The sequence below is a fragment of the Prevotella amnii CRIS 21A-A genome (assembly GCF_000177355.1).
Taxonomy (GTDB): Bacteria; Bacteroidota; Bacteroidia; order Bacteroidales; family Bacteroidaceae; genus Prevotella; species Prevotella amnii.
Genome location: NZ_ADFQ01000086.1, coordinates 23,087 through 39,538, shown reverse-complemented (window position 1 = coordinate 39,538; position 16,452 = coordinate 23,087). Strand labels below are relative to the sequence as shown.

General features: G+C 39.2%; 17 protein-coding genes. 5 read left to right on the top strand and 12 right to left on the bottom strand.

Annotation, left to right across the window (positions count from 1 at the left end; all coding sequences use genetic code 11):
• Positions 1–17: 17 nt before the first annotated feature.
• Entirely contained in the window at positions 18–785 is a 768-nt protein-coding gene (locus HMPREF9018_RS07980) for a glycoside hydrolase family 25 protein (RefSeq protein WP_008450248.1), read from the top strand.
• A 27-nt stretch (positions 786–812) separates the two neighbouring features.
• Here HMPREF9018_RS07980 and HMPREF9018_RS11035 read toward each other — a convergent pair whose 3' ends face one another.
• From HMPREF9018_RS11035 to HMPREF9018_RS07960, 7 genes are all read right to left on the bottom strand, one after another.
• Positions 813–905, bottom strand: a complete 93-nt coding sequence (locus tag HMPREF9018_RS11035; RefSeq protein WP_154648174.1) for a smalltalk protein — start codon at positions 903–905, stop codon at positions 813–815.
• A gap of 40 nt (positions 906–945) precedes the next feature.
• Positions 946–1,443: an HU family DNA-binding protein gene (locus HMPREF9018_RS07975; RefSeq protein WP_232724664.1), complete on the bottom strand. Its 498-nt coding sequence runs from the start codon at positions 1,441–1,443 to the stop codon at positions 946–948.
• Positions 1,444–1,881: 438 nt separating this feature from the next.
• Entirely contained in the window at positions 1,882–2,337 is a 456-nt protein-coding gene (locus tag HMPREF9018_RS07970; protein ID WP_019035946.1) for a D-Ala-D-Ala carboxypeptidase family metallohydrolase, read from the bottom strand.
• Positions 2,338–4,156: 1,819 nt separating this feature from the next.
• Positions 4,157–4,660, bottom strand: coding sequence for a gamma carbonic anhydrase family protein (locus tag HMPREF9018_RS07965; RefSeq protein WP_008450381.1), 504 nt, complete (start codon positions 4,658–4,660; stop codon positions 4,157–4,159).
• Positions 4,661–4,965: 305 nt separating this feature from the next.
• Positions 4,966–5,094, bottom strand: coding sequence for a hypothetical protein (locus tag HMPREF9018_RS11390; protein WP_262498015.1), 129 nt, complete (start codon positions 5,092–5,094; stop codon positions 4,966–4,968).
• A gap of 246 nt (positions 5,095–5,340) precedes the next feature.
• A complete protein-coding gene (locus HMPREF9018_RS11385; RefSeq protein ID WP_008450322.1) occupies positions 5,341–5,469 on the bottom strand; it encodes a hypothetical protein in 129 nt (42 codons plus the stop codon).
• Positions 5,470–5,860: 391 nt separating this feature from the next.
• A complete protein-coding gene (locus HMPREF9018_RS07960; RefSeq protein WP_157794593.1) occupies positions 5,861–6,115 on the bottom strand; it encodes a hypothetical protein in 255 nt (84 codons plus the stop codon).
• 1,632 nt (positions 6,116–7,747) lie between these two features.
• Between HMPREF9018_RS07960 and HMPREF9018_RS07955 the strand changes: the two genes are divergently transcribed.
• The 4 genes from HMPREF9018_RS07955 to HMPREF9018_RS07945 all read left to right on the top strand — a co-directional run bounded on the left by HMPREF9018_RS07955 (position 7,748) and on the right by HMPREF9018_RS07945 (position 10,645).
• The gene (locus tag HMPREF9018_RS07955; RefSeq protein ID WP_008450500.1) at positions 7,748–8,443 is read left to right on the top strand and encodes a hypothetical protein; all 696 of its coding nucleotides are present in this window, start codon (positions 7,748–7,750) and stop codon (positions 8,441–8,443) included.
• A 406-nt stretch (positions 8,444–8,849) separates the two neighbouring features.
• Positions 8,850–9,056, top strand: a complete 207-nt coding sequence (locus HMPREF9018_RS11030) for a hypothetical protein (RefSeq protein WP_156098353.1) — start codon at positions 8,850–8,852, stop codon at positions 9,054–9,056.
• Between the two features lie 317 nt (positions 9,057–9,373).
• The gene (locus HMPREF9018_RS07950; protein WP_008450449.1) at positions 9,374–10,036 is read left to right on the top strand and encodes a ParA family protein; all 663 of its coding nucleotides are present in this window, start codon (positions 9,374–9,376) and stop codon (positions 10,034–10,036) included.
• Between the two features lie 60 nt (positions 10,037–10,096).
• Positions 10,097–10,645 carry a hypothetical protein gene (locus HMPREF9018_RS07945; protein WP_008450256.1) on the top strand — a complete coding sequence of 183 codons (549 nt, stop codon included), beginning with the start codon at positions 10,097–10,099 and terminating at the stop codon, positions 10,643–10,645.
• Positions 10,646–10,779: 134 nt separating this feature from the next.
• On the opposite strand, the gene miaA is transcribed toward HMPREF9018_RS07945, so the two are convergent.
• The 5 genes from miaA to dnaJ all read right to left on the bottom strand — a co-directional run bounded on the left by miaA (position 10,780) and on the right by dnaJ (position 16,427).
• Positions 10,780–11,703 (bottom strand): tRNA (adenosine(37)-N6)-dimethylallyltransferase MiaA, encoded by a 924-nt coding sequence (gene miaA, locus HMPREF9018_RS07940; RefSeq protein ID WP_008450427.1) that lies wholly within the window; start codon positions 11,701–11,703, stop codon positions 10,780–10,782.
• Positions 11,704–11,891: 188 nt separating this feature from the next.
• A complete protein-coding gene (gap, locus tag HMPREF9018_RS07935) occupies positions 11,892–12,911 on the bottom strand; it encodes a type I glyceraldehyde-3-phosphate dehydrogenase (protein WP_008450450.1) in 1,020 nt (339 codons plus the stop codon).
• Positions 12,912–13,210: 299 nt separating this feature from the next.
• The gene (locus HMPREF9018_RS07930; protein ID WP_036855560.1) at positions 13,211–13,645 is read right to left on the bottom strand and encodes a hypothetical protein; all 435 of its coding nucleotides are present in this window, start codon (positions 13,643–13,645) and stop codon (positions 13,211–13,213) included.
• Positions 13,646–13,834: 189 nt separating this feature from the next.
• Positions 13,835–15,145, bottom strand: coding sequence for a bifunctional folylpolyglutamate synthase/dihydrofolate synthase (locus HMPREF9018_RS07925; RefSeq protein WP_008450289.1), 1,311 nt, complete (start codon positions 15,143–15,145; stop codon positions 13,835–13,837).
• Between the two features lie 133 nt (positions 15,146–15,278).
• The gene (gene dnaJ, locus HMPREF9018_RS07920; protein WP_008450314.1) at positions 15,279–16,427 is read right to left on the bottom strand and encodes a molecular chaperone DnaJ; all 1,149 of its coding nucleotides are present in this window, start codon (positions 16,425–16,427) and stop codon (positions 15,279–15,281) included.
• Positions 16,428–16,452: the final 25 nt, after the last annotated feature.

Here is a 16,452-nt window from a genome sequence, read left to right as displayed (position 1 = left end):
CCATAACAAACATTAAAATGAAAAGAAAAAAAAAGAAAAACTCCATACGCACCACTTCTATAATAGCTTTCTGGATAGCAATAACAGCTTTATTCTTTATAATATCTAAAAAAACATGGCAACAATATTCTTACCCCACTAAAAGTAGTAGCTGGCCCTTTAAAGACCTTACCTCTGGAGAATATGCTACCTGCTTTGACGGTATAGACATATCAAGGCATCAGGGAAAAATACACTGGCAAGAGATAAAAGACAACACCTCCTTAACCTTCGTCTACGTAAAAGCCACTGAAGGAAGCAGCATAAAAGACCCATACTACAACGAAAACATAAAAAAAGCCAGAAGACAAGGACTGAAAGTGGGATCGTACCATTTCCTTACATCATACACCACCATGGAAAGACAAGCCACTCTCTTCCTTAACACCATAGACACACAATGGCAAGACCTGCTGCCTATGGTAGACATAGAAGAAGACGGCACTAAACAGTGGAAAAGAAATACTATACAAAAAAACCTTGCCAAGTTTATCTCCATTATAAAGAAGAAAACTGGCAAGGCTCCTATCATATACACAAGCGAAAAGTATTACCTTAAAAACCTATACCCAGAATTTAATAAATACCAGCTCTTCATAGCCAATTACACCAAAGAACCCTCCTTGAAAGACGCACAATACGATATATGGCAATCTTCTAAGCACGCAAGAGTGCACGGAATATGGAACTGGACAGACATTAACCACCTGAGAAAAGGCATAACCTTAAAAAAGATATATTGGTAATAACTCTACCTGAACACCTATCTAAGCTCATCTGCAAGATGCTACACCAAGAGTAGTAGCTAAAGCAGTAAGAACAGATATCACTATCTGAAAAATTGTTTTCCAAGTATCTTTCTTCATAGTAACAATATTTTTTCTTTATATTAAACTCACTTTTTTTTTATAACGTCCCGCCATCAGACACTACACCTGCCGAATGGCCACCTTCTGCAGCTTTTGGCTTAAGACCCGGTGCATCTGCACTGTCCTGCTTATAAGTGGAAAGCTCTGACACCTTCCAGCCCAACAGCATGGTTTTGTATCGACTGTTATCACCTGCACGAGCTGTCTCGGGCAAAAAGATGATGCGAGGATTATATATATGAGTGGCTGGCTTAAAGTCTTTAAGCTTTTCTACACCCCTTGAACGGAAACTTGCCTTGAAAGAGCCTAAGCCGTTTATAAGAACACGCTTGCCATCTTTTAAAGCATAGCTCATCTCGGTTACTAACGCACTTATTACTGCTAAGATGTCGCTCTCGGTAACAGTGCAAGTGTTACTTATCCTGCCTGCCAAATACTTAATGTCGGCTAAGCCCTGAATGTGAGCTCGAGCATACCAATAACCCTTTTTCTTACTCTTTTTACGATTGTCTTGATACATTTTAAAGTTAATCATAGTGTTAAATTACCTCTCCAAGAGCAGTAAAGCCCATGGTCTTTTGCGAGGAATAGCTTTTAAAAATTAATAATAATACTTCTCTACACCATAAAAAGAAAGCCTCAAGTGTGCACCCTATATAGCCCTTTAATGGTTTAGACCTTTTTTCTTCTAACGCTATAAAAGCAAAAGAAGATATGTGTTTTTCATAGTAGACCTTTACAGATGCTCCTACACCTTATATATATATATACCACGGAGCAGAACGCAGCCATAACAACCTGTCGTAGAAGAAACGAAACAATAACATCATACGCCTTAGGTTATACTTAGATATTAAAGTTGTGTTTTTATATTTTTATATATTTATCTTTATATATTCTTATATCTTTGCTTGCTTATATCTTTATATTTTTACGCCTTTGTGTTTTTATTCATCAGCACCTTTGCCTTGCCTTACAGCCCTATTACCTCACGGCGGTTTTTATGTCGGCGCGAAAAGCTTACATGAAGCCAATGTTTTGTCTTAGAGTTTAGCGGCTCAAAGATAAGCTGGTCGAAGTCGGTATAGCGCATAATGATGTCGGCATATTTAGCACATTGTGCTGCATCGGACACATATATGTCGGCAGCCTCGCCAAAAACGTGCTGAGAGTCTGGCACACCGTTTACCAGAGCGTTAAGCTCCTTATTGCGGTAACCGCTCGTTATTATTATCCTGCCCACACGCTGGCGCAAAGGCTCCAACACCATTTTGCAAAGATTCCTAAGGTTACGCCTCACATCAGCAGCAGTAACATTAGTGTTTTCTACGTCCTCTGGCTCGTTATTTATACCAAAGCGTATTGCAACGCCAGACTGTAACATCTCACCTAAAGAAAAATGCGGTGATAATTGCTCTAACAAATTCATCGTTTTAGTCGTTTTGTTTAATTTGATTTATATGTTATTTGTCTCTTTAATTTTCTAAAACCCATCACCGTAGACTAATCTCTTTCTATAGTTTTCACACCAGAGAATGAGTACCCCAGAATGAAAGATTTCAGATTAAATATCCCTTGTCGGACAACAATGCAAATATAATACGAGAAGAAAGCGATTGCAAGTTTTTTGCAAATTATTTTTTTCTGGGCTTTCCAAAAATCTTCGTATCTTATTATAAATGAGAATGATACAGCGATGAAAAATTTTCGAAAAATTTCCCTTCTTTTACCTCTACCTCTTTTTTTGGTAAAAAACAGTGTGCAATATATGTTCAATTTTGGCACTTTTAAACGTTAATAAACCTTTCACACATCATTTTTCGCCCCCAAACTCCGCCCCCTTTCCGCTCTTTTTGCAAGCTCTTAGAAAGACGTCAGCCTATCCATTCGCCGCCAAGTCTGCCCCCTTGCCTCTATTCATGCAAACTCTTAGAAGGCGTCAGCCTATCCATTCCGCCGCCAAGCCATGCACCGCCTCTATTGCGGGCAAAGTCAAGAAAAGAAAGAAGAAAAAGAAAAAAAGCGAGAAAGAAAACATCGAAAAACTTAGACTATCATTATCTATCCTATTATAATAGATTTTTTAAGCACTCATAACACACTAACGCACAACCATTAGCACCCACACACCACGACAAAAGGGGAACTTACCACCGACAAACACGTAACCTCACTCCGACAAACACGTAACCTAACCGCGACAAACACGTAGCTTCCTACACCCACACCGCGACAAATAGGGAGATTGACAGCGACAAAAAGGGAAGTAGAACACATAACTTTTACTTTTTCTTTACAAAACTGCACGTTTTTAACGCTTTTTCCTTTTCCTGAAAAACAAAAGACCGCTAAAAAGAACACTTTAAGCAGACAACCATAACTACATAAAACATTATAAGACACACACCTACAGACGTAAGCGACAAAAAGGGAACTTACAGCAGCATCTCATACATCACGTTCTGCGACAAATAAGTAGTTTTTTGAAAATAATTAAACTTTACAGTTTTTTGTCGCACCTCCCTGCCTCCCCGACCCTTTACTACTCCAAAACAGAAAACAAAACATCTCCCCCTAACCACCCCACACAACTTTAGCCGTAGCCTATTCCCTCTCCCCCTTATCCTACACCCTCCTCACTGCAACACATCGCCCTATAACGCCCATTAACCACCAACCTCGCTATACCGTCCCCCACCATTCGCAAAAATAAGGCACACAGGGAGCAGGGACAAAGCAGGCAGGGGAATAAAAAAAAGGTAATGCCCCGAAAAGAAAGACAAGGCGCGCAAAAAGGGAAAATACACCACCGCTGCCCTATCGTTCTATTTATATACAGGAACATGGCAGGCAGAGAGCAGGGATAAGGTAGGCAGAGAGCAGGCACAAGGCAGGCATAATGAAAGCACATGGCAGGCAAGGGGAAAGTTCCCCAAAAGGGAAACACGCAGAAAAAATAAAAAAAGAACTATCCTCCAAAAAACAACCTTTCTAAAACATCAGCTTTTACCCTGTAAAACATCAACTTTTCTGCTGTAAAACATCAACTTTTCTGCTGTAATACATCAACTTTTCTGCCGCAATACATCAACTTTTCTGCCGCAATACATCAACTTTTCTGCTGCCGCCACACAGCTACCTAACAACTTAATATTCAGAACTTTTACACGAGCCATAAAAGTAGGCAACAGCAAAATCACCCCTTTGTGGCGACAAAAAAGGAACTTTCCTGCCTTTTCGCCATTACTTTACTCGTCCTCATACCAGCCTTTTGCCACCATATAATGGGCTGCATACGCTGCTGCCTTCTCCTGTGGTACATCTTTTAGTTTACGGGCAGGAACGCCGCCCCACAGCTCTCCCTGACCTATCTGCGTGCCCTCCAAGACCACAGCACCTGCTGCCACTATACTGCCCTGACCCACTATAGCCCTATCCAGCACCACAGCATTCATACCTATGAGAGCTCCTGAACACACATGAGCACCATGCACTATTGCACCATGCCCTATACTGACATCATCGTCTAACACTGCCACGCAGCCACCACTCTGATGCACACAAGCCACGTCCTGAATATTTACCCTATTGCCTATACGTATGCCATCAACATCGGCACGCAACACAGCACCATACCACACCGACACGTCATCGCCCATAACAACATCGCCCAGCAACGCCGCATTCTCCGCAAAAAAACAATCTTTACCCCAACGAGGACTCTTACCCAACACCTTACGTATTATAGCCATACCAATATTTTTAATTTAAAAAAAAGTCTTTCCACTCTTGCATTCTCACACTGGAAAAAGCATTACACTTCCTGCACAGAAACACAAGAAGAGAAAAGAAAAATGTTTTCTTCACACCTACAAAAATACAAATAATAAAAACTTTATTCCCTTAATTGTAGGCACATTAATTCCGCTAAGCGTGAAACTTTTACATCATGCTCCAATAAAAACCTGTAGAGCGCATCTTGAGACGGTTTTATTTTTTGTACCTCCATATATCGTTGTAGCTTTATTTTCTGCAAAGGTTATAACTTTTTGTTTAACTAACAAATATTTTTCATCACTTTGCTACCATACTGCTTAACCTCTTCGTGATGATAATTCCCATATACAGCCATTTCGCTGATGTTACCATAAAGGTAGCAATTAACTATTGACGCAGAACGCCTCATTACAAAAGTTTACGAGAGTTAGCATACCTATGATTATAAAACCAGCGGTTACACGCTGACAGGCGCATGAGTGTTGTACCATTTTGTAAGAACAAGAGGACTGGAAAATTTTCGTCAGTCCTTTTATTCTGCACTATTTTTTTTGTGGTATAATAACGAATTGTCATCAATATTGTTATTAATCTCTTCCCTTTTTGTCGCCGCTGCTCACGAGATGCGATACATATCTACTACACTATGCCATTTCTATTTCATATCATCTATCAGCCTTCTGCTACGCGAAACCATGCCTACGCACTTTCCACGCCTAAGATTACCCCGCCATACAATATCGGCAAACAGAAAAAAGATGCCAGCAACGATGAAACCGAACATTTTTACACTCTCCTTTTTTATCACACCACACCATACACTCCTTCTTATTCCTGCTCATAACCCACCCCCTCGCAGCTTTACCCCTGCTCCTCACAACCCCGCCCCACACCACTTTACTGCTCCCGCCCCTGCTCATCACAACTCTCACCCACTACCTACAGCCCTAACTCCCTACACTTCCCTGCTCCCACCCCTGCTCATCGCAACTTCCACCCACTACCTTGCAACCCTAACTCCCTACACTTTACTACTCTCCACACTACTTCGCAGCCCTAACAGCCTGCACTTCACAGCACTCACTCCCGACACCTCACAACCCCGCCCCACCACCTTGCAACTATCACTCCCACCACTTTACTGCTCCTACCCCTGCTCCTTGCAACCCCGCCCACTACCTTGCAGCTTTACCCCCACCCCCTACAGCCTTCACTCCTAACACTTCCCTGCTCCCACCCCTGCCATCACAACCTCGCCCCACTACCTTGCAACTATCACTCCCTACACTTCCCTGCTCCCACCCCTGCTCCTTGCAATGATAAACCCCACTTTGGTGTAACCTCATAAACAAAACAAAAACCCAACAAGAAAGAGCATCGAGAAAGGAAGCGACAAGCCCCCACTCTAAAAGCAATAATACATAGGTCAACAGCCAAAAATAGATTAAAAAAGTGGGATAAAGCATTGTTTGTAAAAAAAATATCAAAACCTACCAATTTGTCGCACATTGTGGAATTTTATTGTACAATAAATCCTCCTAATTTGTCGCGTTGTAAAAATATAGAATTAAATAAAAATCGGTATAATAGTGTTTTACGCGCTTATAAGAAAGCGCAAGAACCTGATGCGAAGTAATGAAATTTTTAGCCCTTTTCATACTCTCCAAAGCTCATCGGCGACAAAAAAAGGAAAAATAGCCCTATTTTGTCGGAATAATTACATAAAAAAACATATTTCTTCCATATTTGTCGGGGCATAGTTCCCTAAAAGTCGCAGTGTTAAAGGATTTGCTCCGTTTTTGTCGTAAGATAGTTCCTTTTATGTCGCAGGCAAGTTCCTTTTATGTCGCGGGTAAGTTCCCTTTATGTCGCAAGACCTTTATGTAACTTTCTTAGAATAAGGATATTATCAAGGCTTTATATAAGTCTATATAAATGATATATGCTAATGATATCAAAGTAATGAAGACGAGAGCTTTTTCTTTTATTTTTTATTTAGGAAAGTGGGCAGTGATGACTTTTAAAAAAGGGCTTTTTTAGGCGATGCTCCCAAAATGTCGCAGCAATGTTTTTTTAGGTTTTCTCTTATAGTTTTTATGGGGTTTAGGTGGTGTTTCTTTTGTTTTTTTTGTGGGAAAAGGGGGCTTTTTGGGGGCTTTTAAGGCGTTTTTAAGGGGCATAAAGGTGCTTTTTGGGGTGTTTTTGGTAGTGTAGAGAGAGGTTTTTTGTGCGTTTTATGGGTTTATATATGTGTGCTTTTATAAAAATATATATTTATATACGAATATAAAAATACAGTTGTATTCACTTTATTTTGTATTAATATTTATTTATATATTTATATTTTTATGTTTTCTGGCGTATATATTTCTATTTAAATAGTTATGTTTAGAGCGGTGTTGGTGTAGGATTTTTTTGATGGTGGAGGTTATTTAATGGGTGGAAGGTTTTAGTATGGTTTGCGTTTTAGTGTGGATAGTGGTTTTGACGGGAGCAGTTTTTTGTGTAGGGCGCGTGCAGGCGTTTTGGTTTTTATATATTTATATGTTTATATATGTATAGTTTTGTTTTGATAGTTTATATATTTACATAAACTTTTATATAAATATATATTTCCACTTCCCCACCCTACTTCTTTTTTATAGCTCTGGTTTTATCTTCGTTTTGTATGTTATATTTAACTGATTTATAAGTTATTATATTTTTATACATTCATACTTTTATATATTATATGCGGAATTTGTTATACAAATATATATTTATACGTTTATATTTATTGCCCCGTTTCTTTCTTTTTTGCGCGTTTTATATAAATATATATATACGCTTTTATAAAAAGAATTGCTAATAAATATATAAATATATATGTATGTGTATAGATGAATGTATAATTGTATATATGCTTAAATATCTTTTTATAGTAATATGTTTTTATAGTAATGCTTAAAAAGATAAAAGTATATTTTGTTATTTAGATAAATAAGTGTATATTTGCATATATAAAAAAGTATTTATGCTATATGTAAGCGTAAATATAAAGATATGTTTTTATATAAATATATATGAAGATAAATACATTTTTAGTTAATGGCTTACAGAGTGAGGCTTTCTCTTGGAGCTTGGGGCTGTATGGTGCGTCTAAGATATTGGGTGTATTAGATGGCTGGGTGAGCGAGGGTGAGAGTGCTCATGTTGGGGGTGTCTTGCAAGGAGCTATGGAGGCTTTTCAGGGTTCGGGTGCTATGCTTGATGCTTCTCAGGGTGTTTCTCCGGTAACAATCGCAGAGGGCGTTATAAGTTTGGCGGCTTCGCTTACGATGTGGGGCATTTTAAGTAGGTGTTTTTTTAAGCGTGGCAGAGTGTTGAGCTTTGTGCTGCTGACGGTGATAATGGTGCTTAGCTTTGTAAAGGTGGTGTTAGGCTTGCCTGTGTGGGGCTTTTTAGGCAGAGGGTTTGTAAACGTTTCAGCGTTGTGTTGCGGTTATGCTGGGAGCTTTGCAGCTTTGGCGATGGTGTTTTTAGGCATAGTAATATCATGTAGCTATGTGGGCAAGATGCGCATCTATGGTTTGTGGCTTGCTTTGTCGCCTGTGTTGTTGGGCGGTGTGAGCCTGTTAAACTATTATTTATATAATGTTGCAAGTGGGCTTACCTTATCGGAGATAGCCACCTATGTTAATATGGGTAGCATTGCAGGTTTGGTTTTGACGGTGCTTCCTATGGCTTTGCTTCGCAGGGCTTTAGAGAGAGCTTATTAGAAGGTGTGCCTTTGTTGTAAAAAAAGGATTCATGGCGAGGCTTAGAGCATAGAGATAGGCAGCATAACCCCCACCCCACTTCACCCCATCGCCGCAGGCAGAGGGCAAAAATAGGGGCGAACTTTAGGGTAAGAGCGCAGAGATAGGCAGCGCAACCTCACTACCCTACCCCATTAACCACACGCACGGGGCGAAAGCACGGAGTGGATTTGTAGGGCAAGAGCGCAGAAACGGGCAGCATACCCCTCACTACCCTACCTCATAACCACACGCACGGGGCAAAAACAGGGAGTGGATTTGTAGGGTAAGAGCGCAGAGATAGGCAGCGCATAACTCACCCCACTCCACCACATCGCCGCAGGCAGGGGGCAAAAATAGGGGCGAACTTTAGGGTAAGACCGCAGAGATGAATTTTTCAGAGCGCAGAAACGAGCAGCGCACGATTCGCTTAAAGCTATTTTTGGGTGATAGCAGACTAAAAAGCAGATGTGAGCAAGAAAAAGAACTCTTTGAGGTCTGGAAAATTTTAGAATATCACTCGGGTGGTAGGAGAAAAGGAAAATATCCGAAAAATGGGAGTTATAAAAGCAGCGCAAACCTATTAAAACGTTAGAATAAGTGCGTTAAAAGGATAGAATTGGAGTTAAAAACGGTTAGAATGATTATTGAATATAACATTTATCGGTTCTTCGCAGTGCTTGCTTTTGTAGCGAAAGAGATAAAAAAAACTTGTCTGCTTGGTGTTTTAATCATCTTGCTGATGGTTTGTAAGCATAATTGCAGCGAAATATGAATATAAAAATAAATAAACGTAATAATATAAAAAAGTAATAATATTTTAATATAATAATAAAGATATATATCAACGTAAGAATATATAAACGTTATAATATAAGAATATTTTAATATGAATATATAAATATATAAATAATGAAAAACGTAAAAGTAGTATTTGCTAATCAAAAGGGTGGTGTAGGTAAGAGCACGCTTTGCATACTTTTTGCTAACTATTTGTCTTACAAGGGCAAGGACGTTTGCTTAATAGATACTGACCTTCAGAAGACTATTCTTATGCAGCGTAAGAAAGACATGGAGGTGTATGAGGGTGAGGAGGAGCCTTATACAATACAGGATTTTGATGTAGATTCTCCGGAGCTTATGCAGCAGTTAGTGGAGAGTGCGAGCGATGTAGATGGTTTTGTGTTGTTCGATTCTCCGGGTAACATATCTCAAGACGGTTTGGCTCCGCTTTTTGTAGGTGCCGATTTTATTATTTGTCCTTACGAGTACGAGGATAAGACTCTCGATTCTACAGGTGTTTTCGTTCAGGTTATCAATGCTTTAAGGGAGCATAATCCGGAGATGCATGCTAAGTTATTCTTTGTTCCTAACCGTATAGATCCCCGTATAGGAACGAGTGATGAGCAGCGTATGTGGGCAGAAACGGACGAGATATTTCAGCAGTTTGGTAAGGTAACTCCTACTATAAACAGTCGTGCTTGTCTTAAGCGCACAAACACTTTTGAGCTTTTTGGTCAGCAGCGTGAGGCAGTTAAGATGGCTTTCGACTATATGCTAAAGAAGATGAAATAATCCAGTGGTGTTATTTAGAGTGAAGTTATAAGAGATAGGAAACAATAAAGACGGAATATTATGGTAAAGAAAAAGACAAAGGTAATAATTCCTGGAGGTTTGCAGGGCTTAGTGCATACGGCTCAGAGTGGTCAGGAGTCTTCGGTTAAGACGGAGTTTAATAACGGTAATGTAAAGCAAGAAGTAGAGTCTTCTCAAGGTACTGAAGGGCAGGCAGCTATGGTTCCTGGCGACGTAGCGAGCTCTTTTACGCGTACAGCAGTGCGTAATGAGCATGGCGAGATAGTTAAGGATCGTACAGCTCCTGCAGCAAAGAAGTTGCCTAAGGCAGAGGGCAAGCAGTTAGCTCGTGAGTATACTATAGCTCGTGATAGTGGTGAGGATAGCTGGCAGCTGTTTTTAGACCTTGCAAAGGATTATAAGCAGCGCGACTCAAAGTTAGCTACAGTATATATAGATAGCGATTTAAAGAGTGTTCTGGACCGTTTAAAGTCGGCAAGTAGCATAAAGATGCCTTCAACAGCTCTGTTAAGTGCTATTGTGGCTCGTTTTGTTTTCGACCACGAGCAGGACATAAAGAATGCCATTTTTGGTGAGAGTCTGTTGTAAGAAAAGTATAGGGTAGGGGGTTTATAGTTCTTTAGTTTTTAGTTTTTTTATGTAGAAAAACAATTTTTCTCCGTGTGTTTATGCTCACGGAGAAATATTTTTTGTGTTTAAGGTTAGCGTTTTTTATATGGTGTTTATATAGATGATTCTTTAAGTTTCAGTATTGTTTCTATTTGTTTTTTGCGTTGCCATGATGCTTTTATCCAGTGTATTTCAAATCCTCTTCGTTCCATTCCTCTGAACCAAGTCATTTGTCTTTTAGCGAATTGGTGTATAGCTATTTCCAAGTGTTTAAACATATCATCGTAGTTTCGTTTTCCTATGATATATTCTGTGATGTATTTGTATTCCAGACCGTAGTATATAAGGTCTTCAGGGTTGATACCTTTATGTAGAAGTCCTTCTACTTCTTCTATCATTCCTTGTTGTAAGCGTTGTTTAAGTCGTAGGGTTATTTTCTTTCTTCTTTCTTCTCTGTCAATGTCTACACCTATGATAAGCGATTTTATGGGTGCTGGCTTGCGTTTTTCTATGGTGTGTTCAAGGTTATAGGTTTCTATTTCTATGGCTCTGATGGCGCGTTTACAGGAGTCTACATCGGTATTATTGTGCATGTTAGATAGGTTTTTTTCTTTCAGCTGTGTAAGTATTAGTGTAAGTTCTTTGAGCGATTTTCCTTCGAGTTCTTTCCTTAAAGTGGGGTTTTGTGGTACATCAGCGAGCTGGTAGCCTTTCAGTACAGCTTCTATGTATAGTCCTGTTCCTCCGCATAGAATAGGTTCTATGTGTCGTTTTGTTATGAGGTTGTATGTTTTAAGGAAATCTCTTTGATATTCAAAGAGGTTATATTTTTCTCCCGCATCACATATATCTATGAGGTGGTATGGTATTTTTTTTTCGTTTACGGTATATTCTTTAAGGTCTTTACCAGTGCCTATCGTCATGCCTCGGTATACCTGTCGTGAGTCGGCAGATATTATTTCGCTTCCTAAGGTATATGCCAGTGTTGTGGCAAGAGCAGTCTTTCCTGATGCTGTAGGTCCTATTATAGTTATCATATAGATAGATATTAAAAAAACACGGTTTAAGCAATGCTTAAAAAGAGATTTTCGTATTGTTTTTGTTATTATGTTATTATAATAAAAGAGCCGCCCAGCTATGCTGCTGTGGCGGCTTTCTTATCTAAAGTATCTTATAGCTCTTATGAGCTAAAAGGATATTTTTTTAATGCTTATAAAATATATTTTTAAGCGTTAACCTTTGCCATGTGCTTGATTAGCTCTACTACCTTGTGTGAGTAACCAATCTCGTTGTCGTACCAAGAAACAACCTTAACAAAAGTATCTGTCAAAGCTATACCAGCCTTAGCATCGAAGATAGATGTGCGAGGGTCGCCAAGGAAGTCAGAAGAAACTACAGCGTCTTCAGTGTAACCTAATACACCCTTTAGCTCACCTTCAGAAGCAGCCTTCATAGCGTCGCATATTTCAGCGTATGTAGCAGCCTTTGCGAGGTTTACAGTAAGGTCAACAACAGAAACATCTAATGTAGGAACACGCATAGACATACCAGTTAGCTTACCGTTTAGCTCAGGGATAACCTTACCTACAGCCTTAGCAGCACCAGTAGAAGAAGGGATAATGTTGCCAGAAGCAGCACGACCACCACGCCAATCCTTTAGAGAAGGACCATCTACAGTCTTCTGTGTAGCAGTAGTAGAGTGAACAGTAGTCATCAAACCATCTGTAATACCAAACTTATCGTTCAACACCTTAGCGATAGGAGCAAGACAGTTTGTAGTACAAGATGCGTTAGAAACAAACTGTGTACCCTTTACATACTTGTCAAAGTTTACACCGCAAACGAACATAGGGGTATCGTCTTTAGAAGGAGCTGACATTACTACATATTTGGCACCAGCATCGATATGACCCTGAGACTTCTCCTTTGTTAAGAAAAGACCTGTAGATTCTACAACGTATTCAGCACCTACAGCGTCCCACTTCAAGTCTGCTGGGTTACGCTCTGCTGTTACGCGGATGTGCTGACCATTTACTATAAGCTCAGACTTTTCTACATCTGCCTCAATAGAACCTTCAAACTTACCATGCATAGTGTCATATTTCAACATATAAGCAAGGTAGTCTACTGGGCAAAGGTCGTTAATACCTACAACCTGAACTTCTTTTGCATTTGCTGCTTCGCAAGTAGCACGGAACACGAAACGACCGATACGACCGAAACCGTTAATACCAATTTTAATCATTGTCTTTTAACTTTTATTTATTAAAGTGAATATTATAAATCTTCTTTTACGCTCTAAAAGAGTATTTCTTTTCCTGAAACAATGCAAAGTTACAGAATTATTCTTAGATTTGCAATCCATTTAAGTATTAAACAATATTAAATTAACCACTACTTGCCATAAAATGCTAACTACATCTTACATTATCTAAGATGCTTTTATAAAAAAAAAGCTCTCACCCATTTCTTTCTGGGCGAGAGCTTGTTGCTTTTTGTTTTATTATTTGCTGATTTTTGTTTTATTGCTTGCTGCTTTTTGTTTTAGTCAGACGAGATAGGTCCCTCGTAAGTCTGTGATCTTTCTATGAGTTTGCCATCGTTATATTGCTTGATAGAGAACGCTACTTTTATCTGTTTGTCGCTTATTTTATTAATATATATGTAGCTACCTTTTTCGAAAGGAACGTGCCCATCTTCTCCATAGAATCCTAAACCTATTACTTTCCAATCGCCTTGCTGGGTAAGATCTATATTCTGTGCGTTTAACCTTTTAGGTATATCAATCTCTATAAATTGAGATTTTGTATTATCAGGATAAAACTTTACAAAAAATCTATCCCCATTTTCTCTAAGGGTTACTTTAGCATTCATCGTCTTCTCGATATCTTTATCACACGAAGTAAGCAGGGTGATGCTACACAAAACTACTATAAGTAGAGATAAAAACACAGAAAATCTTTTAATCTTGTTATTCATAAAAACTAAAATATTAATGTATAAAAATAATAAAAATAATATGTTTTTGCCTTTGTATGTGCTATAATAGCATTCAAAGTTGTGGTGCAAAGGTAAGAAAAAATGTTCTTTTGGTATGTAGAATATACATTTTTTACGATATAAAAAGTCTTGTTTAGAAAAGAGTTTGTTTTAGATATAGGCTTTTGGTCAGGTGTTTTTAGGTTGGGGGAGTGGTTGTAGGTGTTTTAAGAGGTCGGCAACAACGTAGCTTGAGCCTCCTATAAAGATAAAATCGGTGTTCTGTGCAGCTTTTTTAGCTGCTTTATATGCTGTGAAGACATCGTGAAAGGTAGTGCCTTTAAGTCGTAAGGTCAGTGCTTCTGATGCTACTTTTTCTACAGGGAATGCTCTGTGTGTGGAAGGTTGTGTCCAGTAGTAGTGTGCGTCTTTAGGTAATAATGTTAAAACAGTGTGCAGGTCTTTATCATCTACCATACCAAAGACGATGTGTTTTTCTTTTGCATGTGTGTTTTTTATCTGTTCTGCAAGATATTTCCAGCCCCCTATGTTGTGTCCGGTGTCGCAGATGGTTAGTGGAGATAGGCATATTGTTTGCCATCGTCCCATGAGTGAGGTGTTAGTGGTAACGTTAGCAAAACCTTTGATGATGTTTTCTTTGTTGAGGTGAATACCTAATTGTTGTAGTTTTAGGCATGCATAAAGCAGTGTGTTGGTGTTTTTTTGTTGATATAGTCCTGTTAGTTCTCCTATAATATCTCCGAAAGGTGTGTCGTGGTAATGTATTCCTTTTTCATCGTGTTTAGGTGTGGGTTGGAAGAGTATTTTGTCTTGGGCAAAAGTTATGGGTGCTTCCATTTTTTCAGCAGTTTGTAGAAAGACGTCTTTAGTTTCTTTTACTGTTTCACCTATTATAACAGGTATGTTATGCTTTATGATACCAGCTTTTTCGAATGCTATTTTTTCTAAAGTGTTTCCAAGAAACTGTGTGTGATCTAAGGATATGTTTGTGATAATGGATAGTATAGGTGTTATAATATTAGTGCAATCGAGCCTTCCACCTAATCCCACTTCTATAACAGCGATGTCTACTTGTTCTTCGGCGAAGTATTTAAAGGCAAGTGCAGTGGTGAGTTCGAAGAATGAAGGGTGTAGAGGTTCGAAGAAATGGCGTTCGTTAGCAACAAAATTGATAACATATTCTTTTGGTATCATTTTGCCGTTTATGCGTATTCGTTCACGAAAGTCTATAAGATGCGGACTTGTATATAGCCCTACCTTGTACCCTTCTTCTTGCAGTATAGCTGCAAGGGTGTGTGAGCATGAGCCTTTCCCGTTTGTTCCTGCTATATGAATGGTTTTAAAGCGGGTGTGTGGGTGGTTAAAGTGTTTATCTAACAGGTGTGTGTTAGATAGTCCTTCTTTGTATGCTTGTGCACCAACATGCTCAAAGACAGGCGTGCTGTTAAAAAGATATTGTATAGTTTCTTGGTAGTTCATGATAAGTGGTGGGGGTAGTGGGGCTAGTGGGACTAGTGGGACTAGTAGAACTAGTGGAACTAGTGAAACTAGTAGAACTAGTAGAACTAGTAGAACTAGTACAACTAGTACAACTAGTACAACTAGCTCTTATTTAGCTAAATAATTTTTTAAAGCTTTCAAAGATAGAGTGTTTTGTGGCTTTATCTCCTTTAAAATTGTCGCTTTTAGCAAATTCTTCCATTGCTTTTTTCTCCGACTTGCTTAGTTCTTTTGGTATATACACGCTTGTGTGTACGATAAGGTCTCCTATTCCAGAGCCGTATCCTTGCACTGCGGGTAACCCTTTTCCTCGTAGGCGAAGAGTTTTTCCGGGTTGTGTTCCGGGTTCTATGGTTATCCTTACGTTTTTTCCCTCTATGGTAGGTATCTCTACTTGTCCTCCTAAGGTAGCTGTAGGAATATCTAAGAGAAGGTTGTAAATGATGTTTTGTCCATCTCTAAGGAAGGTATCGTTTTCCTCTTCTTCTATATATACATGAATATCTCCATTTACTCCATTTCGTTTTCCGGCATTACCTTTTCCTGCAACGTTGAGCACCATGCCTTCAGCTACTCCTGCTGGTATGTTAATTTCTACCACTTCTTCGCCTTTTACGATGCCTTCTCCATTGCAACATTTACACTTGTCTTTTATTATAGTGCCTTCTCCTCCACAAACATGGCAAGGACCTTGTGTCTGTATTATGCCAAACATAGACTGTTGTGTACGTACTTCCATGCCCGAGCCATGGCAGTTAGGGCAAGTTATTGGCTTGCTATTTCCCTCTGCTCCTGTACCATGACAGTGTTGGCACACTACGTCTTTGCGCACTTTAAACTTCTTTTTAACGCCAGTGGCTATTTCTTGTAGGGTAAGCCTTACTTTAAGGCGCATATCTGTGCCATGTTGTCGCCTTTGAGCTCCACCTGAGGAGAATCCGCTAAAGCCTTGATGCCCACCGAAAATATCGCCGAAGGCAGAAAAGATGTCGTCTACAGAGAATCCACCTGATGAGAATCCACCTGATGAGAATCCTCCGGGTGAGTTAAACCCAAACTGATCGTACTGTTGCCTTTTTTGTGGATCGTGTAAAACATCGTATGCTTCGGCAGCTTCTTTAAATTTTTCTTCAGCCTGAGTATCGTCAGGGTTACGATCAGGGTGATATTTAATAGCTAACTTTCTATAAGCCTTTTTTATTTCATCTTCTGAGGCGTCTTTGCTTACCCCAAGTACTTCGTAGTAATCTCTTTTTGCCATTTTCTTTTATTTCTCTTTCGAGCTT